Annotated in this window: 25 protein-coding genes and 1 tRNA gene; 17 read left to right on the top strand and 9 right to left on the bottom strand. The window is 56.8% G+C overall.

Going from position 1 to position 24,721, the window contains the following annotated elements:
- Nucleotides 1–109: 109 nt before the first annotated feature.
- From GOV85_RS01090 to GOV85_RS01065, 6 genes are all read right to left on the bottom strand, one after another.
- A complete protein-coding gene (locus tag GOV85_RS01090) occupies nucleotides 110–1,093 on the bottom strand; it encodes a VWA domain-containing protein (RefSeq protein ID WP_171174149.1) in 984 nt (327 codons plus the stop codon).
- On the bottom strand, nucleotides 1,093–1,566 hold the full coding sequence (locus tag GOV85_RS01085) for a DUF4381 domain-containing protein (RefSeq protein WP_171174147.1): 474 nt from the start codon (nucleotides 1,564–1,566) through the stop codon (nucleotides 1,093–1,095). Before GOV85_RS01085 ends, GOV85_RS01090 begins: the two co-directional genes overlap by 1 nt.
- Nucleotides 1,563–2,510 carry a DUF58 domain-containing protein gene (locus tag GOV85_RS01080; protein ID WP_171174145.1) on the bottom strand — a complete coding sequence of 316 codons (948 nt, stop codon included), beginning with the start codon at nucleotides 2,508–2,510 and terminating at the stop codon, nucleotides 1,563–1,565. Before GOV85_RS01080 ends, GOV85_RS01085 begins: the two co-directional genes overlap by 4 nt.
- A gap of 17 nt (nucleotides 2,511–2,527) precedes the next feature.
- Nucleotides 2,528–3,505, bottom strand: a complete 978-nt coding sequence (locus GOV85_RS01075; RefSeq protein WP_171174143.1) for a MoxR family ATPase — start codon at nucleotides 3,503–3,505, stop codon at nucleotides 2,528–2,530.
- Nucleotides 3,506–3,621: 116 nt separating this feature from the next.
- Complete coding sequence (locus tag GOV85_RS01070; protein WP_171174141.1) at nucleotides 3,622–4,734, bottom strand: acetoin utilization protein AcuC; 1,113 nt, start codon at nucleotides 4,732–4,734, stop codon at nucleotides 3,622–3,624.
- 3 nt (nucleotides 4,735–4,737) lie between these two features.
- Nucleotides 4,738–5,823, bottom strand: coding sequence for an AI-2E family transporter (locus tag GOV85_RS01065; protein ID WP_171174139.1), 1,086 nt, complete (start codon nucleotides 5,821–5,823; stop codon nucleotides 4,738–4,740).
- A gap of 170 nt (nucleotides 5,824–5,993) precedes the next feature.
- Between GOV85_RS01065 and GOV85_RS01060 the strand changes: the two genes are divergently transcribed.
- The 3 genes from GOV85_RS01060 (at nucleotide 5,994) to GOV85_RS01050 (ending at nucleotide 9,031) form a co-directional block, all read left to right on the top strand.
- Nucleotides 5,994–6,860 carry a YihY/virulence factor BrkB family protein gene (locus tag GOV85_RS01060; protein ID WP_171174138.1) on the top strand — a complete coding sequence of 289 codons (867 nt, stop codon included), beginning with the start codon at nucleotides 5,994–5,996 and terminating at the stop codon, nucleotides 6,858–6,860.
- On the top strand, nucleotides 6,857–8,752 hold the full coding sequence (locus GOV85_RS01055; RefSeq protein WP_171174136.1) for a cytochrome c3 family protein: 1,896 nt from the start codon (nucleotides 6,857–6,859) through the stop codon (nucleotides 8,750–8,752). The genes GOV85_RS01060 and GOV85_RS01055 overlap by 4 nt, the downstream gene beginning before the upstream one ends.
- An 87-nt stretch (nucleotides 8,753–8,839) precedes the next feature.
- Nucleotides 8,840–9,031: a hypothetical protein gene (locus GOV85_RS01050; protein WP_171174134.1), complete on the top strand. Its 192-nt coding sequence runs from the start codon at nucleotides 8,840–8,842 to the stop codon at nucleotides 9,029–9,031.
- On the opposite strand, the gene GOV85_RS01045 is transcribed toward GOV85_RS01050, so the two are convergent.
- Nucleotides 9,028–9,750, bottom strand: coding sequence for an RlmE family RNA methyltransferase (locus tag GOV85_RS01045; protein WP_171174132.1), 723 nt, complete (start codon nucleotides 9,748–9,750; stop codon nucleotides 9,028–9,030). The genes GOV85_RS01050 and GOV85_RS01045 overlap by 4 nt on opposite strands.
- Nucleotides 9,750–10,862, bottom strand: a complete 1,113-nt coding sequence (locus GOV85_RS01040; RefSeq protein ID WP_171174130.1) for a Ppx/GppA phosphatase family protein — start codon at nucleotides 10,860–10,862, stop codon at nucleotides 9,750–9,752. The genes GOV85_RS01045 and GOV85_RS01040 overlap by 1 nt, the downstream gene beginning before the upstream one ends.
- Nucleotides 10,863–11,043: 181 nt before the next feature.
- On the opposite strand from GOV85_RS01040, the gene GOV85_RS01035 reads away from it, so the two are divergent.
- The 6 genes from GOV85_RS01035 (at nucleotide 11,044) to GOV85_RS01010 (ending at nucleotide 16,579) form a co-directional block, all read left to right on the top strand.
- Complete coding sequence (locus GOV85_RS01035; RefSeq protein ID WP_171174128.1) at nucleotides 11,044–12,930, top strand: PhoX family phosphatase; 1,887 nt, start codon at nucleotides 11,044–11,046, stop codon at nucleotides 12,928–12,930.
- Between the two features lie 247 nt (nucleotides 12,931–13,177).
- Nucleotides 13,178–13,474, top strand: coding sequence for a virulence factor (locus tag GOV85_RS01030; protein ID WP_171174126.1), 297 nt, complete (start codon nucleotides 13,178–13,180; stop codon nucleotides 13,472–13,474).
- Between the two features lie 24 nt (nucleotides 13,475–13,498).
- Nucleotides 13,499–14,425: a methylenetetrahydrofolate reductase gene (locus tag GOV85_RS01025; protein WP_171174124.1), complete on the top strand. Its 927-nt coding sequence runs from the start codon at nucleotides 13,499–13,501 to the stop codon at nucleotides 14,423–14,425.
- Nucleotides 14,426–14,434: 9 nt separating this feature from the next.
- Nucleotides 14,435–15,487 carry a methyltetrahydrofolate cobalamin methyltransferase gene (locus GOV85_RS01020; protein ID WP_171174122.1) on the top strand — a complete coding sequence of 351 codons (1,053 nt, stop codon included), beginning with the start codon at nucleotides 14,435–14,437 and terminating at the stop codon, nucleotides 15,485–15,487.
- 121 nt (nucleotides 15,488–15,608) lie between these two features.
- Nucleotides 15,609–16,436 (top strand): polyphosphate kinase 2 family protein, encoded by an 828-nt coding sequence (locus GOV85_RS01015; protein WP_171174120.1) that lies wholly within the window; start codon nucleotides 15,609–15,611, stop codon nucleotides 16,434–16,436.
- A 69-nt stretch (nucleotides 16,437–16,505) separates the two neighbouring features.
- Nucleotides 16,506–16,579: transfer RNA gene (locus tag GOV85_RS01010), tRNA-Gly, on the top strand.
- A gap of 163 nt (nucleotides 16,580–16,742) precedes the next feature.
- Here the strand turns inward: GOV85_RS01010 and GOV85_RS01005 are convergent.
- Complete coding sequence (locus GOV85_RS01005; protein ID WP_171174118.1) at nucleotides 16,743–17,777, bottom strand: LacI family DNA-binding transcriptional regulator; 1,035 nt, start codon at nucleotides 17,775–17,777, stop codon at nucleotides 16,743–16,745.
- Between the two features lie 136 nt (nucleotides 17,778–17,913).
- Here GOV85_RS01005 and GOV85_RS01000 point away from each other — a divergent pair, with 136 nt between their 5' ends.
- The 8 genes from GOV85_RS01000 (at nucleotide 17,914) to GOV85_RS00965 (ending at nucleotide 24,720) form a co-directional block, all read left to right on the top strand.
- The gene (locus GOV85_RS01000; RefSeq protein ID WP_171174115.1) at nucleotides 17,914–18,099 is read left to right on the top strand and encodes a hypothetical protein; all 186 of its coding nucleotides are present in this window, start codon (nucleotides 17,914–17,916) and stop codon (nucleotides 18,097–18,099) included.
- A gap of 23 nt (nucleotides 18,100–18,122) precedes the next feature.
- Complete coding sequence (locus GOV85_RS00995) at nucleotides 18,123–19,268, top strand: TRAP transporter substrate-binding protein (RefSeq protein WP_171174113.1); 1,146 nt, start codon at nucleotides 18,123–18,125, stop codon at nucleotides 19,266–19,268.
- Between the two features lie 111 nt (nucleotides 19,269–19,379).
- Nucleotides 19,380–19,892, top strand: a complete 513-nt coding sequence (locus GOV85_RS00990; RefSeq protein ID WP_171174111.1) for a TRAP transporter small permease — start codon at nucleotides 19,380–19,382, stop codon at nucleotides 19,890–19,892.
- Between the two features lie 11 nt (nucleotides 19,893–19,903).
- Entirely contained in the window at nucleotides 19,904–21,232 is a 1,329-nt protein-coding gene (locus tag GOV85_RS00985) for a TRAP transporter large permease (protein ID WP_171174109.1), read from the top strand.
- Nucleotides 21,233–21,244: 12 nt separating this feature from the next.
- Nucleotides 21,245–22,552 carry a histidinol dehydrogenase gene (gene hisD, locus GOV85_RS00980; RefSeq protein WP_171174107.1) on the top strand — a complete coding sequence of 436 codons (1,308 nt, stop codon included), beginning with the start codon at nucleotides 21,245–21,247 and terminating at the stop codon, nucleotides 22,550–22,552.
- Nucleotides 22,545–23,306, top strand: a complete 762-nt coding sequence (locus tag GOV85_RS00975) for an SDR family NAD(P)-dependent oxidoreductase (protein ID WP_171174105.1) — start codon at nucleotides 22,545–22,547, stop codon at nucleotides 23,304–23,306. Before hisD ends, GOV85_RS00975 begins: the two co-directional genes overlap by 8 nt.
- Entirely contained in the window at nucleotides 23,303–24,283 is a 981-nt protein-coding gene (locus GOV85_RS00970) for a zinc-binding dehydrogenase (RefSeq protein WP_171174103.1), read from the top strand. The genes GOV85_RS00975 and GOV85_RS00970 overlap by 4 nt, the downstream gene beginning before the upstream one ends.
- Before the next feature lie 23 nt (nucleotides 24,284–24,306).
- Nucleotides 24,307–24,720 (top strand): universal stress protein, encoded by a 414-nt coding sequence (locus GOV85_RS00965; protein WP_171174101.1) that lies wholly within the window; start codon nucleotides 24,307–24,309, stop codon nucleotides 24,718–24,720.
- Nucleotide 24,721: the final 1 nt, after the last annotated feature.

The following is a 24,721-nucleotide window of genomic DNA, read 5'->3' as shown; positions in this document are numbered from 1 at the left end:
TGAGCACGGGTTTTTGGCGTGGGGCGGATCAACCACCACAGTGCTGCAATCGGTATGAGGAGCAGAAGCCAAGCCACTCGAATAAAATGGAAATCTGCAAAAACGCCAATCATGCTGCACCTCTGCGCCGTTGGGCAACGTGTTGGAAGGCCAGTGTCATCAGCATCAAAAATACGACCAGCCCAAGTGGATAGTGCGCAAGGCTTTCACGTGGTCGGTAGCTTTGCGTTTCCACAATTCTTGGGTTGAGCTCATCAATGCGGGCGTATGTTTCGGCCAGCGCTTCCTGATCATTGGCAAAGAAATACGCTCCACCTGTTCTGTCTGCGATATCCTTTAGCGCATCCAGGTCGACCCGATCCTCGCCCGACGCGTCTGGGTCGCCTACGCCGACCGTATAGATGACAACGCCTTTTTCCGCCGCGATAGCCGCCGCATTGACTGGCGTCATGCGGCTTGAGGTGTCAGCGCCGTCGCTCAAGACGATCATCAGACGTTGGTCAACCTCGCTGGATTCAAACGTGCGGATACCCAGTCCGATGGCATCCCCAAGGGCTGTGTTCGGACCGGCCATACCTACTTGAGTTTGGCCCAGAAAGCCATTCAAACTATTGAGGTCTTCGGTAAACGGGGCTTGCACAAAGGCGCGGGTGCCAAAGATGATCAGGGCCATCCGATCGCCTTGTCGTTCCGCAATGAACTGGCGCAAAACATCCTTAACCGCAGCAAGGCGTTGGGTCGGCACACCGTCGGACGAGGTGAAATCCTTCTGGTTCATTGAACCCGAGATATCCAAGGCCAGAACCACGTCTCGGGCAGACTTTTCAATCACGATCGGCTCTCCCAGTTTTTCCGGCCGGGCCATTGCGATGATCAGAAGGCACCAGATCACAACGACGGTCACAGTCTGGAATACTGCACGGCGCGGGATGACAGACCCTGGCCGGGGCTCGACGCCAGCAGCCTTTGCAACATGGCGGAAAAAAGGAATGCGGATCGAGCTGCTTTTCTCGCGGTGAGGCGGGGCAAGCCAGTACACCAACGCGGGAAGCGGCAGCAGGACGAAAACCCAAGGCGCGGCAAAGGAGAACATTACGTACTCCTTTCGCGTTTGTGGGACCTGATCCATTGCTGTGCCAGCTTCGTCAGTTCGGGACTGGCGGGTATGGTCGTGTAGGGTGCTGCAGTAAGTACGCGAGCCTCTACATCAGAAAAATGTGTATGGTCAGAGGTTTGCGTCAGAAAACTGATCCACTCGTCTCCATGCAGGGCAGCAACCCGGCTACGTGGAAAGGCAACAAGTGCTGCGCGGCGCAGAATCTCGGCGATCTTTGCGGGATTGTCTTTCGCCACCGCCAGTTCAGTCAGCGCCTCGCGCCGATAGGCATTCATCCGTCGATGGCGAAGATACGCATGAGCACCGAAAGCGATCAGCCCTGCAACAAGGACGCCAAGAACGACCCATCCCCAAGTCTGCGGCACCATGGAAACCGGGCCCGGTGCCGGAGCGGGTTCAAGCATGTCAAGCAGATCCACCAGTGATTTGCCTTCGACGTCAACACTCATCTGCGGCCTCCGGTATGACCAAACAGCATGAGCAACTGGTCGAGAGTTGGTTGCGCGGTTGTCAAAGGCACGATGGGAAAGCCATAGCGGCGCGACCAAGTTTGCAACTGTGCCAACCGATCTTCCATCGCTTGACGGATGCGGTCCGACAAACCCGTGTCCGCGCTGTCCAGTTCGATCTGCTTGTCTCCGTCCGATACAGTCAGCCTAAGGTTGGGAACCAATTCACGAGAGCTTGGGTCTGAAATATTGAACAAAATCAGATCATTTGACGCGGAAAGTTCACGTATCAATATCTCGGAGCTGTCATCCAGCCCATCGAAATCCGAAAAGACGCAGATCAGTGTGTTGGTATGCGTAATCTGGGCGGCCTGTTTCAGCACGGCGTTCAAAGTCACGGTCGCGTAGGCGCTCTGCGAGGCGCGCAGACTACTGTTCAGCGCACCCACGGATGCCAAAAAACGCATCAGCGCGGCAGGCCGCCGTTGCGGGCGATGTTCCGCCAGATCAGTGTCGCCAAAGACGAGCCCTCCGACCCGGTCGCCTTGGCCTAGCACACTGTGGGCGGAAATTGCTGCAGCCTCAGCCGCGATGACCGACTTCATATAAACTTGCGTGCCAAAAAACATCGAAACACGCTGGTCGACCAGCAAAAGGGCCGGGCGATCGCGTTCCTCGGTATAGACCCTAACGTAGGGTTTTCCTGTGCGAGCCGTGACTTTCCAATCGATGGTGCGGATGTCGTCGCCGGGCAGATAGTTGCGTAACTCTTCAAAGTTCAAACCGCGCCCGCGCAGGCGCGAGGCGTGCCGTCCGTTGAGAATAGAACGGGCGGGTTGACGCGGCAAAAGGCTGATCGCGCGCGACTTTGGCCCCAACCTTAGAAGGTGGTTCGCATCCACATGGATGCGCGGGTCGTCGCGATATGCGGCGGTCTGTGACACGCGGCGTTCCTTAGCTATCAGGGCAGCGCAACAAGCTGCAGGACTTCCGAGATTACATCGTCGGCGGATTTCGCGCCGCCTTGCGCCTCGAAGCTTAGGGTGATGCGATGTCGGAATACGTCATGGGCGATGGCGCGTACGTCGGCTGGGTCTACATAATCACGCTGGTTCATCCAGGCATGGGCGCGTCCGCACTTGTCCAGTGCCAGCGAAGCGCGCGGGCTAGCTCCGATGTCTATCCAACTGGCCAGTTCCTCGCTCAGCGCACCGGGGGTCCGTGTGGCTTGCACCAGATCGGCCATGTAACGGTCCATCGCGTCTGAAACGTGGATCTGCCCGATCTCGGCGCGTGCGGCAAATACGGCGTCCTGAGGGATCGTCGGCGGCGCATCCTTGGCCCCGCTTTGGCCCGCCGCAATCTCTTCTCCGCGCACTAGTCGGATTACTTCTACTTCGTCTTCGACTGGGGGGTAAGTGATCTGGACATGCATCAGGAAACGGTCCATTTGCGCCTCGGGCAAGGGGTAGGTACCCTCTTGTTCGATCGGGTTCTGCGTTGCCATAACGATGAACAACGGTTCCATTTTATGTGTGGTGCCTGAGACAGTTACCTGCCGTTCTTCCATTGCCTCAAGCAGTGCTGCCTGAACCTTGGCGGGTGCGCGGTTGATCTCGTCCGCAAGAACGATATTGGCAAAGATCGGGCCAGGCTCGAACCGGAAGGTTCCGCCATCGTCGGTTTGCTGAAAGACCTCGGTGCCTGTGACGTCCGAGGGCAAAAGGTCGGGCGTGAACTGGATGCGGCTGAAACTTGCGTCCAGATTGCGGGCCATCGCCTTTACCGCGCGGGTTTTGGCCAAACCGGGCAGTCCTTCGATCAGCAAATTGCCGTTGGCCAATATCCCGATCAACAAGCGGTCGATTACGTCTGTTTGTCCGATGATGGATTGCCCCATGCGGGCCTTGAGATCATTTATCTGATTAAGTGCATTCATTTGGCTGGTCCAATTGGCGTCCACTTTCGGCGTCAGCAGCGTGGTTGTTCAGAAAAGGGCTGAGAGCAGAAAAACTGTCGTGACGCCCGTAAGTTAGCAGTGTTCCTTCGGACGATCTACCGAGAAATCCGCGCGGTTAATCGGCGCAAGTCCTGTTTCAGTTCTTCTTGGATCGGCCCGAAATTAGGAGCGTCCCGCAGCGTGTCCAACCAGTGTGGGGGTGGGTTCCGGCCTGCCGACCGGTTCCAGGTCAACGCGCGCAGAATGGTTTGGGTGTCCGTGTCTAGTCTATCGGGAATATAGAACCCGTTCAGCGTCGCCCAAACTCCGGTCCACAACCGCCCGACGGACCACGGATTGTAACCACCGCCGCCCAACACCAGAAATCGGGGTGCGAGCTCCTTCAGCGCGGCGACCGCGTTCCAGTGCGAAGAGCTGGATAAGGTCAAACGCGACAGAGGATCCTCGGTCACGGCATCCGCACCGCATTGCAGGACGATGGCCTGCGGCTTGAAGGTTGCCGTGGCAGGAAGGATCAATTCGTCCATGATCGCGCTGAATTCATCGTCGTTCAGGCCTCGGGCAACCGGAAGGTTGAAAGCGGCCCCGCCTGCGTCATCGTCTAGTGTACCGGTAAAAGGCCATCGCCGCGCTTCGTGCATGGAAATCATACGCAGGTTTGTTGAACCATGAAACGCAGCTTCGACCCCGTCACAATGATGGGCATCAATGTCGATATAAACCACGCGGTCGAGACCAGAATTCAGCAGCGTCCGGATCGCCAGCACCGGATCGTTGAGATAACAAAACCCGTTGGCCCGATCAGCCAGCCCGTGATGCGTGCCACCGGCCGGGTTGAAAACGATACCGCCATCTCGGATGAGTTCCGCTGCAAGCATAGAACCGCCAGCCGCTGTGGCTGGGCGTCGGTACATTTCGGGAAATACGGGGTTCGGCAATGTGCCCAGCGCATAGCGTTCACGAGTTTCATCCGAGACGTATTGATCCTGTTCCGCCTTTTGTAATGCGGCGATGTAGTCCGGGGTATGAAATGTCTCTAACGCGCTGGGTTTGGCGCAGGGGCTGACACGATAGTTTTCGGGCGTCAACCAGCCCAACGCGCGGCAGAGGTCAATGACGGTTGAAACTCTTGGAATGGCCAACGGGTGCTTCGATCCGTAAGCCGAGTTGCGATAAATTTCTGATCCAATGAAAATTGGGCTCTGCATGGCTTAGCGGGCAGGGACCTGTTGATCATCTTCGCCCAATCTGCCGTCCAAAGACATCATGATGGCAACCGGGCGCAGCGCTGGAATATGGCTGAAGACTATCAAAATACACACTGTCATCGGCACGCTCAGGAAAGCGCCGATCAGACCCCAAACGGTTGTCCAGAAGGTCAGGGCCAGAATAACCAGAAATGTCGACATGTTCAGCGAACGGCCCAGCATGGCGGGATCCAGAAAATTGCCGATCAGGAATTGCAATGTCCCACAACCCAAGACGATGACCAGAAACGGACCGATGGTCTCGAACTGAACCAGTGCGATCATAGCAGGAAAGAACACCGCGATGATCGACCCGATGGAAGGTATGAAGTTCAAGGCAAAGGTCAGGACAGCCCAGGTTTCTGCATATTCCAGACCCAGGGCCCGGAACACGCTATAGCTGATGCCTGCGGTAATCAGGCTGATCAGGGTTTTGACGCCAACATAGCGCTGGAGACTAATCGAGATTGCGTCCAGCATGGTTGAAAACTCAGCACCGGTTTTTGGGTCACCTGCGGCCAGTTGTATCTTTTTGCGAAAGGCCAGACGCTCGGCCATCAAGAAGGCGACATAGAGGCTGATGAGAAAGAACTGGTTCAACAGCGATGTGGCGCTGCCCAAAAGCAGGCGACCGACGAAATTCATGTCGATATTGACCAGATTGTCCCGAATGAATCGGGTTACGTCATTGCCCACCAGCCCGGTGATTCGTTCAACCGCGCCGTCGAACTGGTTCTCATATGTGCTGATCGACCGTGCAAATTGTGTTGCCTGACTGCCAAGCACGTACATAATCATGAACAAACCGGCCAAAACCACAGTGACACCGGCAATATTGGCCACCCAAACGGGTGCGCGGGTCAGGGCCGACACCCGATCGCTGAGCGCAAGGATCAGGACGTTGATCAGCAACGCCATGGCCAACGGGATCAGAAAAGCCGCGCCCGCGTAGAGACCCACAACAATCAGCGTTGCAATGATGCATGTGTCGCGGACAACAGACAGACGTAGCCTGGGTCGAACATTGGTGTCATTATGATCCGGGGTCATTTACCTTCCTGCATGTTCGACGCTGATTGGGCCGTTTCGGTCATTAACCACACAATCCTGCACGCGGCGCTGTTCGGATGCAATGCGTTCCCGCTCGCGCCTGACTGCTTTTGTCAATTTGATACCGATGACGGGTTCTGTGTTTTATTTCGGCAGGTTAGGGTTGCAGGATGACCAATTCCGCGAATCCTCTGTTTGGCCGTCCTGTCCAGGCCCTGTGGCTGGCGCTCCGCCGCTTTGGCAACAAGAACGGAGCCGTCATGAGCAGTCATGTCGCCATGTCACTGATGATGGCGCTGTTTCCGTTTGTACTGTTTACAGTTGCCTTGGCCGGTTCTCTGTCGCAGGGCTATGTGACTGATGAGTTGATCGAGTTGATTTTTGGCGCTTGGCCCAAGGACGTCGCTGACCCCATTGTGGCCGAGCTGCGCGCGGTTCTGGCCGGGTCGGGCACGGGTGTCATTACTTTGGGTGGTCTTCTGGCAATCTACTTTGCCTCGAACGGCGTGGCAGCAGTGCGCGCCGCCATGAATCAAGCCTACCACGATCAGGACAGCTGGCCGTTTTGGAAAACCCGGCTGTTGTGTCTGGTGCTGGTTATCCTAGGGGGTGCAGCAATTCTGGTCATCGCCGCCGTGGAGGTGATACTGCCAGTCTATACCAACTTGGTGGCTGCACATACTGATGTGGCAGTGACGCAGTGGCTATCGGTCGATCGCCTGCGCTGGACTTTTACCGTGGGCGTTCCTGCAGGCACGGTCCTTTTGGCGCATCTCATACTGCCGACCCGTCGGCACAGACTGACGCAAATCCTGCCCGGTGTGATCCTGACGCTGACCTTGTGGGCTGCCGGAGGATGGGCGTTTTCGATCTATATCAGCCAGTTCGCCACCTATAGCGCCACATATGCAGGGTTGGTGGGTGCCATGACCGCGTTGATCTTTTTGTATCTTTGCTCGGCGTTGCTGATCCTTGGTGCTGAATTCAATGGTGCGTTGATGGATCTGAAAAACGCAGCAGATGGGGCCGTGACATGAGGCGTGTAGCTCTTTCAATTTGCCTGATGCTGGCAAGCGAGGCACAGGCCCAAAACTATGTTGGTTCGGAACAATGTGCTGACTGCCATCAAGCAGAAGCCGCAGCCTGGGCAAGTTCGCACCACGCGCTGGCCTGGACAGATGTGGATCACGGCGCGCTGGATGCAGATTTTGACGGTACGCGATTTGACCTTGATGGGATGACAGTCGCGTTCGCGGAAGATGCTGGCAGATATTCGGCCCGTGTCACCGAAAAGGACGGCGTAACAAAAGGCTATGACGTGCATTCTGTCGTCGGGATCGAACCGTTGCAGCAATACCTGTTCGAAACCGAAGCTGGGCGTCTGCAGAGCTTTGACGTGGTTTGGGATACCGAGCGCAAGCAATGGTATCATCTGTATCCTGATCAGGATTTGCCGCCCGATGACGGGTTGCATTGGACGGGCCCTTACAAGAATTGGAACAGCCGCTGCGCCGAGTGCCACGCCACGGGGTTTGAAAAGAACTATTCCGCGGAAACAAAATCCTATTCGTCGCAACAAGTTGAAATCGGCGTCGGGTGCGAGGCCTGTCACGGTCCCGGCTCAGCCCACATCGATTGGGTGAAGGGGCAGGGCGCTTCCGAAAATCTTGGACCTTCTGGTTTTTTGATCAGCTGGGGCAAAGGCCAGACCGAGGCAGAAATTCAGCAATGTGCCGGGTGCCATTCCCGGCGTGAAGCGCATGGCGATGGAAACCCTTTGCCCGGCACACCCTTTCACGACGCCTATAATCTAGCGCTGTTGAGACCCGGATCGTACCACCCGGACGGGCAGATATTGGATGAGGTCTATGTTTACGGCTCGTTCCTGCAATCCAAGATGTACGCGCAAGGCGTCGGTTGTATGAACTGTCATGAACCCCACAGCGCAAAACTGAAGGCGGAAGGAAACGGTGTTTGCACACAGTGTCATTCCCCGGCAGGGAACCCGGACTTTCCGACGCTTACAGCAAAGGAATATGATACGCCTGCACATCATAATCATCCTGAAAACAGTGACGGTGCACAGTGCAAAAGCTGCCATATGATCGAAAGGGTCTATATGGGCGTCGATGGGCGACGCGATCACAGCTTCCGCATCCCACGGCCTGATCTGGGGCTTGGCGTAGATGCCTGCACCGATTGTCATGAAGATCGGGATCAGGACTGGGCGGCCAAACTGATCGAAGGGTGGTTCCCGGATGACACTCATCGTGGCCCGCATTTTGGGACAGTTTTCAATGCCGCGGCTGAAGGCGGATTGGACACGCCCGAAGGTTTGCTGGCCGTTGCGATGGACCCCTCCAATGCCGGAATCGTGCGGGCGACAGCGGCCTACTTGCTGCAACCCTTCGCTTCCCCGGACTTGGCCACGGCGACTGCGTCATTGCTGCAAGACGACGACCCCCTTATCCGCGCCAACGCAGCCGCCCTGCAGCGTCAGGCCAACCCGGTTGAGCAGGTTCAGAGATTGGAGCCTTTGTTGTCGGACCCTCTGCGCAATGTACGTATTGCTGCTGCGAAAGAGTTTCTGACGATACCACCGCAAGCACTTACACCTCGGCAACAATCGCTGGCCGGGCAGGGCATGTCAGAATGGCAGCAGGCGATTGCGAACCGATTGGATTTCCCGGAAACCCACCTTGTTCTGGGGGGCATGGCTTTGACACTGCGCAATGCGCCTGCCGCCGAACAGGCCTTTCGCGAAGTCGTAACTTTGGATCCGCAAAGGGGCGAGGCGTGGCCCATGTTGGTGCAACTAGCGCATATCAACCGCGGTTCCGGCGCCGCGCGCGCTGTTCTGCGTGAGGCGCTAGAGCTGTTGCCCAACGACCCGAACCTTCAACAATTGTCGCAACAGCTTGGTCCCTGAGCCGGCACATCCCCGCCCGAATTGCTCCATTTTCACGGCAAAATTTCACGCTACGGACGGGATGAATGTGCTGTTCAGAGGTGAAACATGTCTAAAAATGCGAAAAAGCGACCAACTGCGGGTGTCAACTCGGTTACACTTGCCCAACGCATAGAAGAGCTGCGCGGGCGGGCACCGGTATACGTGTCACATGGTGAAGCGTTAATGTTGCAGGGTATGGCAAACGCCTCTTTCCGCGTTCAGTGCCTGACCGAAGAACGCATTCGTCTAGAGGATTAATCTCCGCCGCGAAACCCTGTTGCTACAACAAATTTTTCGGAACTGTCCGAGCGTGAAGCAGGCGGTTTCACGTTGGCGACTTTCTGGAATTTCTGCTTCAACAGCTTTTGCAAATCGCCCTCGGCGCCTCCGGCCAGAACCTTGGCTACGAAGGTGCCGCCGTCTTCCAACACATCAAACGCAAAGTAAGCCGCCGTTTCGCACAAGGCCATAATGCGCAAATGGTCCGTCTGTTTGTGACCCGAAGACGCGGCGGCCATGTCTGACATCACAACATCGGCCTTGCCACCCAGCCACTCTTTGACCTTTACGTCGGCGTCGTCTTCCATGAAGTCCAGAACATGGGCGGTTGCACCAGCAACGGGTTCGACCTCTTGCAAGTCTACGCCCAAAACTGTGCCGATCCGTTTACCGCTTTTCTCGCCCAGCGCGTTTACGCGTTTAACCGCGACTTGCAGCCAGCCTCCGGGCGCACAGCCCAAATCTACGACCCGCGCTCCCGGTACGAGAAACCTGAATTTATCGTCCAGTTCCAGTATCTTAAATGCAGCGCGACCGCGATACCCTTCGGCCTGTGCACGTTTCACATACGGATCGTTCAATTGCCGCTCAAGCCACCGGGTCGAGCTGAGCTTGCGCCCGCGCGCGGTTTTGACTTTGACCTTCAGGTCGCGCTGGCCGCGGCCTGAGGTGTTTTTTCCACTCGGTGTCTTCGCCATCAAAACGGTCCGTCTTCCAATACCCCGTCCGCGCTCATCTGCGCATAGAGCAGACCTTCACGCAGCCCACGATCCGCCACGGAAAGGCGGTCGGTGGGCCAGCATCTAAGTAAAGCCTGCAAAATGGCCGAGCCGGACATGATCAGAGCTTGCCGGTCATCTCCAATTCTGGGGTCCCGGCGTCGCCCGTGAGGGCCGAGTTCTAAATACCCGCGGATAACTTTGTCAATCTGATCGCTGGTCATGCGCAGACCGTCCACTTTAGTCCGGTCATACCGCTTGAGCCCAAGGTGCGAGGCTGCGACGGTCGTCACAGTGCCGCTGGTGCCGACGATCTGAAACCCCTCACGTGTCTGTTCGTCTTTGTAGGGTGCGAAGTCAGCAAGGTTTTCTTCAAAAAACCAACTCATCAGTGCGAAACGGGCCGCGTCGTCTTCAACGTCGTTGAATTGATCTCGTAGGGTGGCGACACCCAAGGGAACGCTGATCCAATCCACGACTTTCGCCGCTGGAAAAGGGCTGTCGGCTGTATGAAAACCATTGTGAAGCCGCATAATCGCCGCCGGACGATCACGGCGTGGGACGGACGAAATGTCGATCCAAACAAGCTCGGTCGAGCCACCACCAATGTCCACGACCAACAATTGTTCAGTCTTGGTCGAGACCAACGGAGCACAGGAAATCACCGCCAGGCGTGCTTCTTCTTCGGGTTGGATGATCTCAAGCGTCAACCCGGTTTCCCGCTTCACCTGCCGGATGAAGTCGCGCGAGTTCTTAGCGCGACGGCAGGCTTCGGTTGCGATCAAACGCATTCGATTGACCTTGTTGCGTTTCAGCTTTTGCTGGCAGATTCTCAATGCTTGTACGGTGCGAGCCATCGACGCCCGCGACAGCCGTCCGGTGCGTTCCAGACCCGCGCCCAACTGCACGGATTTGGAGAAGCTGTCGACCACATGGAACCCGCTCCCCTTGGGTTGGGCTATCAACATGCGGCAACTATTTGTCCCCAGATCCAGTGCTGCATAAAGGGCATCCGGATCGGGTCTTGCCGGCGCGGGGCTTTCGACCGCCTTCGGGAACGCGCCCGCACCTTTGGGACGCTTGGGCGCCATTCGTCACGCCCTCCGATTTTCGAGTTAACTTGACCCTAGGCGGGGGATTGCCGACGTGCAAGTGATTTCAATTTTGAAATTAACGTCAGTGTCACATGTCGTTCATACTGAAATGCGATTTGAGTGCCCGATCCCGATTTTGGGATTCTTTACTAGCTTACAGCCAGATACGGAGTCTGCCATGAATGATGAGCGTCCCCTTTCCTTTGACGAATTCGATGAAGTCGTAAATCCACGCCCTGAAGAATGCGAATTTGATCGTGTTGTCGAACGCGCATTGTCGCGTCGCGGTTTTCTGGGCGGCGTTCTTGCCATGGGAAGTTTTACGGCTGTTGGCGGTGCACTGATTCCTACGGGCGCACGCGCGGCAGCCGACCGGTTCTCGTTTGAAGCGATTCCGGTTTCCACTGCAGACGATGTTGTTGTTCCTGCAGGCTACAAAGCCGAGGTTATGGTGCGTTGGGGCGACCCGCTGTGGTCTGACGCGCCCGAGTTCGATCACGCGACCCGTGGCACCGCTGCCAGCCAAGAGCGTGCATTTGGCGACAACACTGACGGTCAGGACGTGTTCTTCCACGATGGCCACGTGCTGCTGGTCGTAAACAACGAATATACCAACCGTGACATCCTTTGGGGCAACAACCCTGATGCCAAGGCGGCCTCGGACGACGATGTGGCCAAGGGTATGATGGCGCACGGCGTGACTGTGGTCGAGATTGCCAACACGGACGGTACATGGGGCATCGTCAAAGACAGCCCGTACAACCGTCGTATTACACCGCAGACCGATATGACGATCACCGGCCCTGCGGCTGCTCATGACTTGATGAAAACCGCTGCGGACCCGACAGGCACCACCTCGAAAGGGACCTGGAACAACTGCGGCAATGGCATGACGCCGTGGGGCACCTACCTGGCCTGTGAAGAAAACTTTAACGGCTACTTTTCGGCAGAAGATGAAAACCACGAGGTTAGTGCAGAACTGAAGCGCTATGGCGTCTCGTCGAAAGATTGGGGCTATGGCTGGGCCAAGATCGATGATCGGTTCGACGTCTCGAAAAACCCCAACGAACCGAACCGCGCCGGTTATGTGGTCGAAATCGACCCGACCGACCCAACCTCGACCCCGCGCAAGCTGACCGCCCTTGGCCGTTTCAAGCACGAAAACGCCGAGTCGGTGGTGAACAATGACGGTCGTGTTGTCGTTTATATGGGCGATGACGAACGGGGTGAGTTCCTGTATCGCTTTGTTTCGGATGGCGTTTACGCCGCTGGCGTTGACACCGATGCCTTGCTGGAAAACGGCACCTTGTCTGTCGCCAAGTTCAACGATGATGGTACTGGTGAATGGCTCGATCTGACGCCGGAAACCACTGGTATGGCGTCACAGGCCGAGGTCAGCATCCACACCCGTCAGGCCGCTTCTGCTGTGGGCGCTACTACGATGGACCGCCCGGAGTGGGTTGCTGCAAACCCGAACGTAGCCGAGGTGTATTGCTGCCTGACCAACAACAAAAACCGTGGCGTGAAACCGAACGCGGGCGGTGATGATACTTCGATCAACGGCCCGAACCCGCGCGAGGCCAACAACTACGGCCAAATCGTACGCTGGCGTCCGGAAGGCGGAGATCACACCGCGTCGGGCTTTGCATGGGATCTGTACGTTCTAGCAGGTAACCCGACCGTGCATCAGGATGGGTATGGCGGATCTGACAATGTCAATGCAGACAACATGTTCAACTCGCCCGATGGTCTGAAATTCGACAGCAATGGCCTGCTGTGGATCCAGACCGACGGCAACTATGGCAACGAAGGTGACTTTGCCGGTCAGGGCAACAACCAGATGTTGGCCGGTGACCCGGTTACCGGTGAAATCCGCCGCTTCCTGGTCGGCCCGAATGAGTGTGAGATCACCGGCCTCAGCTGGTCACCGGATCGCCGTACCATGTTCGTGGGCATTCAGCACCCGGGTGAGGATGGCAACAGCCACTGGCCCGAAGGCGGTGATGCAGTTCCGCGTTCGGCGATCATCGCGGTGACTCGCGAAGATGGTGGTTTGGTCGGCTAAACCGCACTGACCTTTGAAATACCGCCCTGGACGGATAACTCCGTCCAGGGTTTTTGCGTTTTATGCAGCGCTTTCATAGTGACGTTGAGAATTATGATATGCGCGTCTGACGTTTGTTTGTGTAAAAGCGCCCTTGGCTAGCTTTGGTAAAAAGGTCGCTGGAAAAGCGTCGTGTGTCGAAAACCGACCGACCAAAGCTAAGTTTGAAGTTTAGAACCGGCCCATCGGGTTAGGAGGAATCACAGCAATGCCTGACGTCACAATCGTGTATTGGCGCGACATTCCCGCTCAGGTCATCGTCGGCAAAGGCCGTCGTGGCGCAAAGCGGCAGTTGGAAGAACGGTTCGAGCAAGCCATCGACCGGGCTGCCATGAAGGTGAACGCCAAGGACAGTGATGCCTACCTGGCCGAATGGCGCAAAGCCGCACCCTTTGCAGTAGATGGCGATCCCGCCGAGATTGCCGAGACCGAGGCGGTGCGTCTGGAAACAGAATACGATCAGGACCGCGTCAAAGCGCTGATCGCCAATGACGGTTGGGCGTAAGCCCAGATTTTAAGGGAGGCCGAAATGGCTTTGCTGAACTTCAAAAAACGTGATGCGGTCGAAACCGGCCCTGTGAACCCAACCGTCGAAGCCTTTTTGCAGGGCTATTCGATCGAGGTGATGCCGCGTACCGCTGAAAAGGTCGACGATTTCCGCGCTTTGCTGCCTGAAGGCACACGCGTCTATATCGCTCATATCGAGGGCACCCCGATTGAGGACATGGTCAAGACCGCCAAGCGCATCGCGGCCGACGGCTATCAGGTGATGCCGCACTTCCCGGCGCGGATCATCAAAGACGCGGCGACGCTGGAAAACTGGATTTCCATGTACCAGGGCGAAGCGGGCGTTGATCAGGCGTTGCTGCTGGCCGGTGGCGTTACCAACCCGCATGGCGACTTCGACAGCTCGATGCAATTGTTGGAAACCGGCCTGTTCGACAAGGCTGGCTTCAAGCGCCTGCACGTGGCCGGTCACCCGGAAGGCAACAAGGACATCGACCCCGATGGCTCGACCAAGAACGTGGACGATGCTCTGCGGTGGAAGCAGAAGTTCAACGAAACCACCGATGCCGAAATGGCGCTGGCAACCCAGTTTGCCTTTGACTCTAAGCCGATTATCGCATGGGCTGACAGCCTGAAAGGGGCGGGTATCGATCTGCCGATCCATATCGGCATCGCGGGTCCGGCAAAGCTGCAAACGCTGATTAAGTTTGCCATCGCGTGTGGCGTTGGCCCGTCGCTGAAGGTTCTACAGAAACGCGCTATGGACGTGTCCAAGTTGCTGCTTCCTTATGAGCCGACTGACGTGATTACGGAACTGGCCGAGCACAAAGCGGCCAACCCGGATTTCAACATCACCAACGTGCATTTCTTCCCGCTGGGTGGAATCAAAACCAATGCCAACTGGGCGATCAATAACGGCGGCGCTTCGGCAAAGCCTGTAAACTCCTAAGGAACGGACATGACCCGTACAGTCGTAGAATCAAAAACAAAAACCGCCGTTCTGGGCTTTGACGAACCGTTCTGTGTGATCGGTGAGCGGATCAACCCGACCGGCCGCAAAAAGCTGGCGGCCGAACTGGAAGCGGGCGATTTCTCGACCGTTGAGAAAGACGCGCTGGCGCAGGTGATGGCGGGCGCAACCGTTCTGGATATCAACGCAGGCGTTGTCTACAACTCGAACCCCAACCCGAACGAGACCGAGCCGCCGCTGATGCGCAAGATCGTTGAACTGGTGCAGGGTCTGGTCGAAGTGCCGCTGTGCATCGACTCGTCGGTTCCGGGTGCCTTGGAGGCCGGTCTTGAGGCGGCTGAGGGTCGTCCGCTGCTGAACTCGGTCACTGGTGAAGAAGAGCGGCTGGAACTGGTTCTGCCGCTGGTCAAAAAGTACAACGTACCGGTTGTGGCGATCTCGAACGATGACACCGGTATCTCGGAAGACCCCGATGTACGCTTTGACGTTGCCAAAAAAATCGTTGAGCGTGCTGCTGACTTCGGCATCCCGGCACATGACATCGTGGTAGACCCACTGGTTATGCCGATTGGAGCTATGGCGACTGCCGGTCAACAGGTGTTTGCTCTGGTCCGTCGTCTGCGCGAAGAGCTGGGCGTGAACACCACCTGCGGTGCCTCGAACATCTCGTTTGGTCTGCCAAACCGTCACGGCATCAACAACGCCTTCCTGCCGATGGCAATGGGCGCTGGCATGACCTCGGCCATCATGAACCCGGTCGCGTTGCCGGTGACACAGAAAAAGATTGCCGAGAAGAAAGAAGCCGTGGCCGCAGCTGGCATCATTCTGCCTGAAGGCATGGATGACGAAGCATTTGTACAGATGTTCGGTTTGGGTTCGACCAAGCCGCGCGCTGGCAAAGAGATGGAGGCCATTCGGGCCGCCAACCTGCTGACCAACAACGACCCGCATGGCGGCGAGTGGATCCGGTTCAACAAAGCGCCTGACGAAGCCGGTGCCGCCGGTGGCCGTCGCGGTGGTGGCCGTCGCCGCCGCGCCTGATCGGATCTAATTTGACACCAAAGGCCGGGCCCAGTGCCCGGCCTTTTTGACTCTGATCAATGTCGATTGCGCAGAAGGTTTCACAATAGCCAGATCATTCGCACAAAGATCAGGTGGCACCATGAGTAAACATCATCCCCCGAAACTTTCGGATGCAGACCTGACTAAGCGTCTAAACAAGAAGAATTATTTTGATCAACTGATCGATTTACAAGCCAAGCTTGCCAGAATTCAACAAGCTTATCTTTTTCATGGCCTCAAGGGCGTTTTGGTTTTTGAAGGGTGGGATGCTGCAGGAAAAGGGGGAACTATTCGCCGGATCAGCCAAGCGCTGGACCCGCGAAGTTTCAAGGTTTGGCCCATCGGTGCCCCGCGAAACTACTACCTCAACCGGCACTATCTTTTGCGATTTTGGGAACGTTTGCCGCCTGCGGGCGCGATCTCGGCTTTTGACCGCAGCTGGTACGGTCGGGTTCTGGTCGAGCGGATTGAAAAACTGACACCGGAAGAACGGTGGCGCGCGGCCTATCAGGAAATCAATGATTTTGAACGCATGCTCGTCGATGACGGCACGCGGATCGTGAAGCTGTTCTTTCACATCTCACAAGAAGAACAGATGCGTCGCTTTACCGAGCGGCTGACAAACCCTTTGAAACGCTGGAAGCTGACGTACGAAGACTTTCGAAATCGCGAAAAGTGGGATGTTGCTGAGGTTGCCGTTGACGAAATGCTGGCGCGCACCTCGACCGAGTTGGCCCCATGGCACGTCATACCTGCGAACAACAAGAAACACGCTCGTATCAAGGCGATGCAAGCCATTGTTGAAGCGTTTTCTGATGGTGTTGACCTGAACCCTCAGCACTTGGACAAACGGACCTTGGAAGCTGCCGGAGAAGCGCTTGACGTAGACCAATCGTTGATCGACAGCCTGCGCGCCCGGACTGAGTGATAATTTCGCCTGATCTGTCTCGCGCCGGCTTGAACCTCTGTCATTACTGGTGATATCTCAAAAGGCGCGGCGGGTATGATGTAATGGTAGCCTGTCAGCTTCCCAAGCTCTTGTTACGGGTTCGATTCCCGTTACCCGCTCCAACTTTTGCAGGCGCCTACAAACTGCCTACAGCAACGGGTTAGAATGGGCGCGAACCACTTGAAAATAAAGCGGGAAAGTGGATTCTACCGTCAGCTTCCCAAGCTGAACGCGCGGGTTCGATTCCCGCTACCCGCTCCAGAGCACGCCACGGCCATGCGGAGTCTAACGGATCTGGTTTTCCTTTGCCCCGGTCAAAGAATCTCGCGCAACCAAGCGGGTGGACAGTTCAACGGAACGTCCGGGCGCGCTTGTTTCAATCATATGTATCAATTCCAATGCTGCTTTTTGACCCATTTTACGATGGGGGACATGAACCGTTGTCAAAGTAGGTGAAACTATACAGGCCAATTCGATGTCATCGAACCCGGTGATCGAGATTTCTTCAGGCACGCTTAGTCCCATCTCTTGCGCTTGGCGCATTGCGCCCACGGCCAGAACATCATTGCCACACAGAACCGCCGTCGGGGCAGGGGTTTGAGACATGAGATTCTTGAAAGCGTCGGCACCGCTTTCGATTTCATAAGTGGTTTCCACTACGATCAGGTCGTCTGGCAGCAGTCCGCTTTCCGCCATCGCGTCTTTGATGCCCGCGATTCTCAACCGAGCACGGTCGTTGCCTTTGCTGATGCCTGAAATCGTGGCGAGACGTCGATGCCCAAGCGCGATAACTTGTTGTGCCAGGGTTTTCATCGCTTGCCGGTTGTCGAATCCGACCGAAGGTGTGCGGTTGCTTGGGTTGAAAGACCAAGCAACCAGCGCTGGTATCTTTTGCCGTTCCAGATAGTCATAGATCCGTTCTTCACGGTCATGACCGATCAGCAAAAGCCCGTCAGCGCCGCGCGCAACCAGAGTTCTGATCTGCTCTTCCTCGGCTTCGGGTTTGTAGGCAGAGCTTGAGACAAGCAGCGTGTAACCGCGTTTGTGAATCTCTTCTTGAAACGCCTGCAAACCGCGCGCAAAAATGGAGTTTTCCATCGTTGGAATGATTGCACCGATTGTGAAAGACCGCTTTGCCGCCATCACTCGGGCTGCAAAGTTTGGCGTATATCCCAGTTCATCAACCGCGCACAAAACACGCTGGCGCGTCGTTTCAACAACGCGTTGCGGATTGTTCAGACAGCGCGACACCGTGGCGGTGGAAACACCCGCCGCCTTGGCAACGTCATCCAGCGTCGGTGCGGATCGGTGCTTTGACATTTTCAAACTCTTAGTTCCGTTTGCCCTAAGTTATGCGTTTTTTGGGTGTGATGAAAGTGGTTATGTAAGCGCTTGCATTTATCATGTAAGCGCTTACAAATGAATTTGAGAGCCGATTCTATTGGGAGCCCCGAATATGTTTGTCGCTGCATCTGCTGTCGTTTTTGCGATCTACTTCGCCAACGTCGCCCTTGGTGCCTATGCGAACAGCGCGTTTCTTGGGGACGTTGGAGAGATGTTGGTTCTGTTCGCGGCGTCGATCTTGTTCGTTGTCGCAATTCTGAAAAAGGAAGCTGACCGCGACGCAACAAACGGTAGCTGAATTTTTGCTTGGGAGGGCAATTCATGAACAACGACAAGACCGAACTGGCGTCAGCCGAACGCCGTAATTTTCTAAAGCTGAGCGCAAGTGGTGCGTTCACAGCTGCCTTGGTAGCCGGGGCAGGCGGGGTGTTGTGGTCGTCGGAGGCCGCAGCGCAGACCGCTAAGGAAGAGCGCGAGCGCGAGCAAGCTGCAGACCATGTGATGACGGTCGCCACGGCCTACGTTCTGGGCGCCTCACGCAGCTATCCAATCATGCAGCTGGACCTGAAAGAGAACATCCAGAACGCCACTAATGGCAAAGTCTATGTCAAACTGGCACCGGGCGGGCAGTTGGGTGCTGGCGGTTCCCTCGTTCAGAAAGTGCAGGGCGGGACCATTCAGGCGGCGCAGCATTCGCTTTCGAACTTCGCGCCTTTTGCGTCGACTGTTGACCTGATCAACATGCCGTATCTGTGCGGTTCGAACCAGCGTTTTACCAATCTTGTCCATTCTGACACGTGGAAGAACGAAGTTCATCCCAAGGTCGAAGCTGCGGGCTTCAAGGCCCTGTTCTACGTTAACATTGACCCGCGTGTTGTCGCGGTTCGGCAGGGTGGCAATGCGGTCATCACGCCGGGCGATATGAGTGGCATAAAGTTCCGCGTTCCCGGCTCTAAGATGCTCCAGCAGTATTACCGTATGGTTGGTGCCAACCCGACGCCTGTTGCCTGGGGTGAGACGCCTTCGGCCATCAAGCAGGGTGTCGCGGATGCGCTTGACCCCTCGGTCGGGGCGCTGTTTGTCTTTGGCTTCAAGGACATCCTGAGCCATGTAACCTTCACACAGGCGGTTCCGGACAGTCAGGTTTATTCCTGTAACCTCGAGTGGTTCAACTCGATGCCCGCTGATGTTCAGGAAGGCATCATGTGGGGGTCTGAAATGACTGCGCATCAGAACCTCTCCAAAGTTCCGTCAGCACGTGCATACGCCATGGCCGAGTTGAACAAGGCAGGCGTCCAATTCCACGCGCTCAGCGAAGACCAACTGGCCGAATGGCAGGATGCGGGCGGCTATCAGAACGCCGATTGGGATCCGTTCAAGACCGAACTGGCCGGGTCGATGGAAAACTTCGAAAAGCTGGTCGAAGCCGCCGGAACGCAGGGCAAATACTACGTTCACGACGCCTAAGGCGCTATCCGTGGACGCCATCCGGGCGTCCACGATTGTTTTCTGCAGTCAGTCCGTTATCGGCCCGCCACGACGGGCGAGGGTCTGGCTGTGCTGTCGCCGGAGGATCAGATGGCCATTCTTCATAACATAGACCGAAACGCAGAGCGCTGGTTGCTGTTGGTGTTCTACGTGATGCTGGTGATCACCATGGCGATCGAAGTGCTGCGGCGTGAGATCTTCGCTTACTCCTCGATCTGGGGCGAAGAGATCGTACGCTATTCCTTCATCTACCTCGCCTGGATCGGGGCCGCCGCTGCGGTCAAGGAACGTGCGCATATCCGCATTGATGTCATCATGCATTACCTTGGACCGCGCCCCAAGGCGTTACTGTATATTTTCGGCGATCTGGTGATGTTCGTCGTGGCCGTGATCGCGCTCTATTGGTCTTACGAGGCGGTTCACGTCTCGGCCAAATTCGGCTCGGTGACGGATGGTCTGCGGGTTTCCAAAGTCTGGTTCCTCATGGCCGTTCCAACTGGGTTTGCGCTGATGATCTGGCGGCTGATCCAATCCCTGATACGCGATCTGAAATGTCTGCGAGACGGCACCCCCGTCTTCGAAGGCGACAAGCTGTTTGACTGAGGAGAAATTGAATGCTTTGGAATTCCCTCAATCAAACCGTTGAACTCGGCTGGGATTTCTATGTCCCTGTAATTCTTTTCGTTGCTTTGATCGCCATGGCCGTGCCTGTATGGGCCGCTATTGGGTCGGCAGCTATTGTAATGCTGATCATGTCTGGCGACTTGCCGCTAAGCTTGGTGGGCGAAAGCCTTTTCACCGGTATCGATGCATTCGCGCTGACCGCTGTGCCCCTGTTCATCCTGACCGGAGACGTTCTGGTTCGTACAGGATTGTCGCGCAAGTTTTTGGACGTGGCCGAGGCGCTGACCTGCTTCGCCAAGGGCGGGTTCGGCTCGGCCACCGTGCTTGTCTGCGGCATGTTCGCGGCGATCTCGGGTTCGGACGCGGCGGGCGCTGCTGCCGTGGGTCGGATGACCATCAACCGTCTGGTCGAAAGCGGGTATCCGCGCCCATATGCCTGTGCGCTGGTCGCAGCCGGGGCCTGTACCGGCATTCTGATCCCGCCGTCGATTGCCTATATCATCATCGGGCTTGTGCTGGGTATTTCCGCCTCGACACTGTTTCTGGCCGCTCTGATCCCAGGACTGGCCATTCTGGTATCGATCCTGATCACCAACATCATCATGAATCGTCTATACGCCTATGAGGGCGGCGGCATGATGACTATGAGCGAATGGCTGTCCAACTTGGGCAAAGCCCTCAAATCAGGCTGGTACGCTTTTATCGTGCCGGGCATCATTTTCTACGGCATCTTTTCGGGCCGACTGACGCCGACCGAGGCCGGTGCGACCGCCGTGGTGGTCACCATCATCATGGGGTTCATTCTGCGCACGCTGACGCTGGCTGACTTCCCGTCCATGTTGGTCAGCTCGGCGAAAGTGAACGGGGTGATCCTGCCCATCATCGCTTTTTCCGCGCCGTTGGCCGAAGCGCTGGCAATCATGGGCGTGCCCCAGGGGTTCGTGGCCTCGGTAACGTCGCTGACGGATGATCCTTATCTGCTGATCCTGTTGATGATCGGCATTCTGATCGCTGCGGGGTGCGTGATGGAAACGACGCCCAACATCGTGATCCTGGCACCGATCCTGAAACCCTTGGCCGACAATATCGGTATGAACGAGATCCAGTTCTGCATCATGATGATCACCGCGCTGGGTGTTGGTTTCATCACGCCACCGCTGGGTCTGAACCTGTTCGTTGTGTCTGGCATTACCGGCGAGTCGATTCTGAAGATTGCCGCCCGGGCCGTGCCTTTCGTATTGACTATGCTGATCGTGGTGCTCTTGATCGCCTACGTACCAGCTGTCTCGACCACCTTGCTTCCTGAAATCTACCAATAGGACCTTTGCAACATGCCCCGTGACTATCTGAAAAAGGCAACCCTGACGGCGCAGTCTCATGCGACCGAGGTGCATGATACGGTCAAGACAATCCTGTCTGATATCGAGACCGGAGGCGACGCCAAGGCATTGGAATACGCCGCCAAATTCGACAAGTTCGACGGAAATGTCCTGATGACCCAGGACGAGATCGACGCGGCCATAGCGTTGGTGCCCGAGAAACTAAAAGCCGATATCCGCTTTGCCCATGACAATGTGCGTCGCTTTGCCGAAACACAAAAAGCCACTGTGTCGGACGTTCAGACCGAGATCGTGCCCGGAGTTGTGGCGGGACAAAAGGCCATACCCGTAGATGCGGCAGGGTGCTACGTGCCCGGCGGGCGCTACAGCCATATCGCCAGTGCGATCATGACTGTAACCACGGCCAAGGTTGCCGGGTGCCGCCACATCACCGCCTGCTCTCCGCCCCGTCCGGGCGAAGGGGTCGCGCCAGCGATCGTCTATGCGGCCCATATTTGCGGGGCCGACAGTATTCTGGCGATGGGCGGCGTGCAGGGCGTGGCCGCAATGACCTATGGTCTATTCGGCCTTCCACGCGCAAACATCCTTGTTGGGCCGGGCAACCAGTTCGTGGCCGAGGCCAAGCGCATTCTTTACGGCAAAGTCGGTATCGATATGATCGCAGGACCAACTGACTCCCTGATTCTGGCCGATAGCAGCGCAGATGCACATGTGGTCGCCACAGACTTGGTCAGTCAGGCCGAGCATGGGTATAACTCTCCGGTTTGGCTGGTGACGGATGATCGTGCTCTGGCTCAGAAAGTCATGGACCTGGTGCCGCAGCTGATCGACGATTTGCCCGAATTGAATAAGGAAAACGCTGCAGCCGCGTGGAGGGACTATGCAGAAGTCATCGTCTGCGATAATCGCGAAGACATGGCTGCGTGTTCCGATGAATACGCCCCCGAACACCTGACCGTGCAGGCCGAGGATCTGGATTGGTGGCTGGACCGGCTGACTTGTTATGGTTCGCTGTTTTTGGGTGAGGAAACTACTGTATCCTACGGCGACAAAGCCACCGGAACCAATCATGTTCTGCCGACCTCTGGCGCGGCCAGCTATACCGGTGGTCTGAGTGTCCACAAATATATGAAGATCGTGACGTGGCAGCGGGCAACACGCGAAGGGTCCAAGCCCATTGCCGTCGCCACCGCGCGGATTTCTCGGTTGGAAGGGATGGAAGGGCATGCACGCGCCGCAGATGTGCGTTTGGCCAAGTATTTCCCGGATGAGCAGTTCGATCTGACCGCAGATGGATGACCCGCGCGCCTTGTTTGACCTGACGGGCAGGGTGGCTTGTGTCACCGGCGCAAGCTCGGGGCTGGGGCGGCAAGTGGCACACGCGCTTGCAGCCGCAGGCGCGCAGGTTGTTGGCGTGGCTCGACGCCAAGATGCGTTGGCGCAGCTGCAAGCCGAGATTGGCTCTCGGGCCGCTTCGGTGGAAGCCGATGTTGCTGATCGTGACGGAATTGAGCACGTGGCGGAAGCCGTCAGTGCCAAGTTCGGCGCGCCCGACATTTTGGTACATGCGGCTGGGCTAAACACGCGTGAGGTCGCCGATGATGTGACGCCAGAAGGGTGGGACGCCACGCTGGCGGTGAACCTCAGCGCACCGTTTTTTCTAAGTCAGGCCATGGTGCCTGCGATGAAAGAAAAGGGGTGGGGGCGCATTGTCAATTTTGCTTCGCTGCAAACAACGCGCGCCTTTCCCGGCGGTATCGCCTATGGCGCAACCAAGGCGGGGATCGGGCAATTGACCCGGGCGATGGCCGAGGCATGGTCGCCCTTTGGCATTACTGCAAATGCCATCGGACCGGGGTTCTTCCCCACAGAACTGACGCAGGCCGTGTTCGATGACCCCGAGCGTGCCAAGCGGAATGCGGCGCAAACCTGCATCGGACGCAATGGTCGGATGCAGGATATCGACGGACCGATTCTTTTCCTGTGTTCACGGGCCTCGGACTATGTGACCGGGCAGGTTTTGATGGTGGATGGGGGGTTCACAGCCAAATGAAAGCACTGGTTTACAAAGGTGTAGAGCAGATGGAGTTCGGGGATGTGCCGAATGCAGTACCCGATGCATCTGAACATCTGATCCGGATTGAAGCCGTAGGCATCTGTGGATCAGACATGCACGCGTATCTTGGCCATGATGCGCGGCGACCGGCTCCTTTGATCCTTGGCCATGAGGCCGCCGGGGTGATTGTCGAGGGTCTTCGCGCAGGAGATCGCGTGACGATCAATCCGCTGGTGAGCTGCGGTCAATGTCCAGCCTGCGTGGCAGGTCGTGAAAATCTGTGCCCGGATCGTCAGATCATTTCAATGCCACCACGCGAAGGGGCCTTTGCGCAGTTTGTCTCGATGCAGGACAGAAATCTGGTTGTTGTACCGGATCATGTCTCGTTTGCGAAGGCCGCTTTGGCCGAACCACTGGCCGTCAGTTGGCATGCGGCGCGGCTGGCGCTGGAAGCGTTGCACCCGGCGATGCCCCGTCGCGCTCTGGTCATTGGCGGCGGCGCGATCGGGCTTGCCGCCGCATTGGCCTTGCGTGCGATGGAGGTCGAAGATGTCACAATTGCAGAACCCAATGCCTTGCGCCGGACTTATCTGCAGAAGGTTGAGGACTTCAAAATCGCGGACGCTGCGATTGGAAACTTCCCGCTCGTTATCGACGCTGTGGGATATGCGGCAACACGATCCGTCGCATCAGCTGTCGCAGACCCCGGCGGCGTGATTGCGCATGTTGGTCTTGGCGAAGACACCGGCGGTCTGGACGTGCGTCGCATGACGTTGCAAGAAATCACCTTCATCGGCACATACACCTATACGGCTAAGGATTTCCGCCAAACGGCAGAAGCGATCTTTGACGGACGGCTTGGTGCGTTGGACTGGGCAGAGGAACGTGCCCTGGCCGACGGAGCGCAGGCATTTCGTGATATCCGCTCTGGTGCTGTGGCCGCTCCCAAGATTATCCTGAGACCCTGGGCATAGTCCCGCCAGATTTGGAGGCCTCGATGTATAAAAAAGTTCTTGTCCCTATGGCATTGGATCACGGCATATCGCAGCACACGCTGGAAGTTGCACGTGCATTGTCGGAAAACGGGTCCGACATAATCGCGTTGCACGTTTATGAAATGCCGCAGGGGTCTGTCAGTGCCTATCTGGACAAATCCCTTGTCGCAGAAGGTTTTGAACGAGCGCGACTGAAATTGCTTGAAAAAGTCGAGGGCCTTGAAGGGGTGAAGTCCGAAATCGTCAAAGGCCATACGGCCCGAACGATCATTGATTATGCCACAAGCCAGGGTGTCGATTGTATCGTCATTGGTTCTCACCAACCGGGGTTGAGCGACTATTTCCTAGGATCGACAGCTTCACGCGTTGTTCGTCACGCGCCGTGCGCCGTGCATGTGCACCGCGGTTTGACTTGAT

The organism is Ruegeria sp. HKCCA4633 (genome assembly GCF_013034605.1).
Classification (GTDB): Bacteria; Pseudomonadota; Alphaproteobacteria; order Rhodobacterales; family Rhodobacteraceae; genus Ruegeria.
Note: the sequence above shows the minus strand (reverse complement) of the source record. Positions and strands in the feature narration are given on the sequence as shown.

What these genes read in the sequence shown, in the direction of transcription:
- GOV85_RS00990 (WP_171174111.1), top strand. Translation starts at nt 19,380, where the DNA reads ATGGCCATTCTTCATAACATAGACCGAAACGCAGAGCGCTGGTTGCTG.
- GOV85_RS00970 (WP_171174103.1), top strand. Translation starts at nt 23,303, where the DNA reads ATGAAAGCACTGGTTTACAAAGGTGTAGAGCAGATGGAGTTCGGGGAT.
- GOV85_RS01045 (WP_171174132.1), bottom strand. Translation starts at nt 9,750, where the DNA reads ATGGCGAAGACACCGAGTGGAAAAAACACCTCAGGCCGCGGCCAGCGC.
- GOV85_RS01030 (WP_171174126.1), top strand. Translation starts at nt 13,178, where the DNA reads ATGCCTGACGTCACAATCGTGTATTGGCGCGACATTCCCGCTCAGGTC.
- GOV85_RS01085 (WP_171174147.1), bottom strand. Translation starts at nt 1,566, where the DNA reads ATGAGTGTTGACGTCGAAGGCAAATCACTGGTGGATCTGCTTGACATG.
- GOV85_RS01020 (WP_171174122.1), top strand. Translation starts at nt 14,435, where the DNA reads ATGACCCGTACAGTCGTAGAATCAAAAACAAAAACCGCCGTTCTGGGC.
- GOV85_RS01075 (WP_171174143.1), bottom strand. Translation starts at nt 3,505, where the DNA reads ATGAATGCACTTAATCAGATAAATGATCTCAAGGCCCGCATGGGGCAA.
- GOV85_RS01090 (WP_171174149.1), bottom strand. Translation starts at nt 1,093, where the DNA reads ATGTTCTCCTTTGCCGCGCCTTGGGTTTTCGTCCTGCTGCCGCTTCCC.
- GOV85_RS01050 (WP_171174134.1), top strand. Translation starts at nt 8,840, where the DNA reads ATGTCTAAAAATGCGAAAAAGCGACCAACTGCGGGTGTCAACTCGGTT.
- GOV85_RS01065 (WP_171174139.1), bottom strand. Translation starts at nt 5,823, where the DNA reads ATGACCCCGGATCATAATGACACCAATGTTCGACCCAGGCTACGTCTG.
- GOV85_RS01060 (WP_171174138.1), top strand. Translation starts at nt 5,994, where the DNA reads ATGACCAATTCCGCGAATCCTCTGTTTGGCCGTCCTGTCCAGGCCCTG.
- GOV85_RS00965 (WP_171174101.1), top strand. Translation starts at nt 24,307, where the DNA reads ATGTATAAAAAAGTTCTTGTCCCTATGGCATTGGATCACGGCATATCG.
- GOV85_RS01040 (WP_171174130.1), bottom strand. Translation starts at nt 10,862, where the DNA reads ATGGCGCCCAAGCGTCCCAAAGGTGCGGGCGCGTTCCCGAAGGCGGTC.
- GOV85_RS01035 (WP_171174128.1), top strand. Translation starts at nt 11,044, where the DNA reads ATGAATGATGAGCGTCCCCTTTCCTTTGACGAATTCGATGAAGTCGTA.
- GOV85_RS01005 (WP_171174118.1), bottom strand. Translation starts at nt 17,777, where the DNA reads ATGTCAAAGCACCGATCCGCACCGACGCTGGATGACGTTGCCAAGGCG.
- hisD (WP_171174107.1), top strand. Translation starts at nt 21,245, where the DNA reads ATGCCCCGTGACTATCTGAAAAAGGCAACCCTGACGGCGCAGTCTCAT.
- GOV85_RS00985 (WP_171174109.1), top strand. Translation starts at nt 19,904, where the DNA reads ATGCTTTGGAATTCCCTCAATCAAACCGTTGAACTCGGCTGGGATTTC.
- GOV85_RS01025 (WP_171174124.1), top strand. Translation starts at nt 13,499, where the DNA reads ATGGCTTTGCTGAACTTCAAAAAACGTGATGCGGTCGAAACCGGCCCT.
- GOV85_RS01055 (WP_171174136.1), top strand. Translation starts at nt 6,857, where the DNA reads ATGAGGCGTGTAGCTCTTTCAATTTGCCTGATGCTGGCAAGCGAGGCA.
- GOV85_RS01015 (WP_171174120.1), top strand. Translation starts at nt 15,609, where the DNA reads ATGAGTAAACATCATCCCCCGAAACTTTCGGATGCAGACCTGACTAAG.
- GOV85_RS01070 (WP_171174141.1), bottom strand. Translation starts at nt 4,734, where the DNA reads ATGCAGAGCCCAATTTTCATTGGATCAGAAATTTATCGCAACTCGGCT.
- GOV85_RS00995 (WP_171174113.1), top strand. Translation starts at nt 18,123, where the DNA reads ATGAACAACGACAAGACCGAACTGGCGTCAGCCGAACGCCGTAATTTT.
- GOV85_RS00975 (WP_171174105.1), top strand. Translation starts at nt 22,545, where the DNA reads ATGGATGACCCGCGCGCCTTGTTTGACCTGACGGGCAGGGTGGCTTGT.
- GOV85_RS01000 (WP_171174115.1), top strand. Translation starts at nt 17,914, where the DNA reads ATGTTTGTCGCTGCATCTGCTGTCGTTTTTGCGATCTACTTCGCCAAC.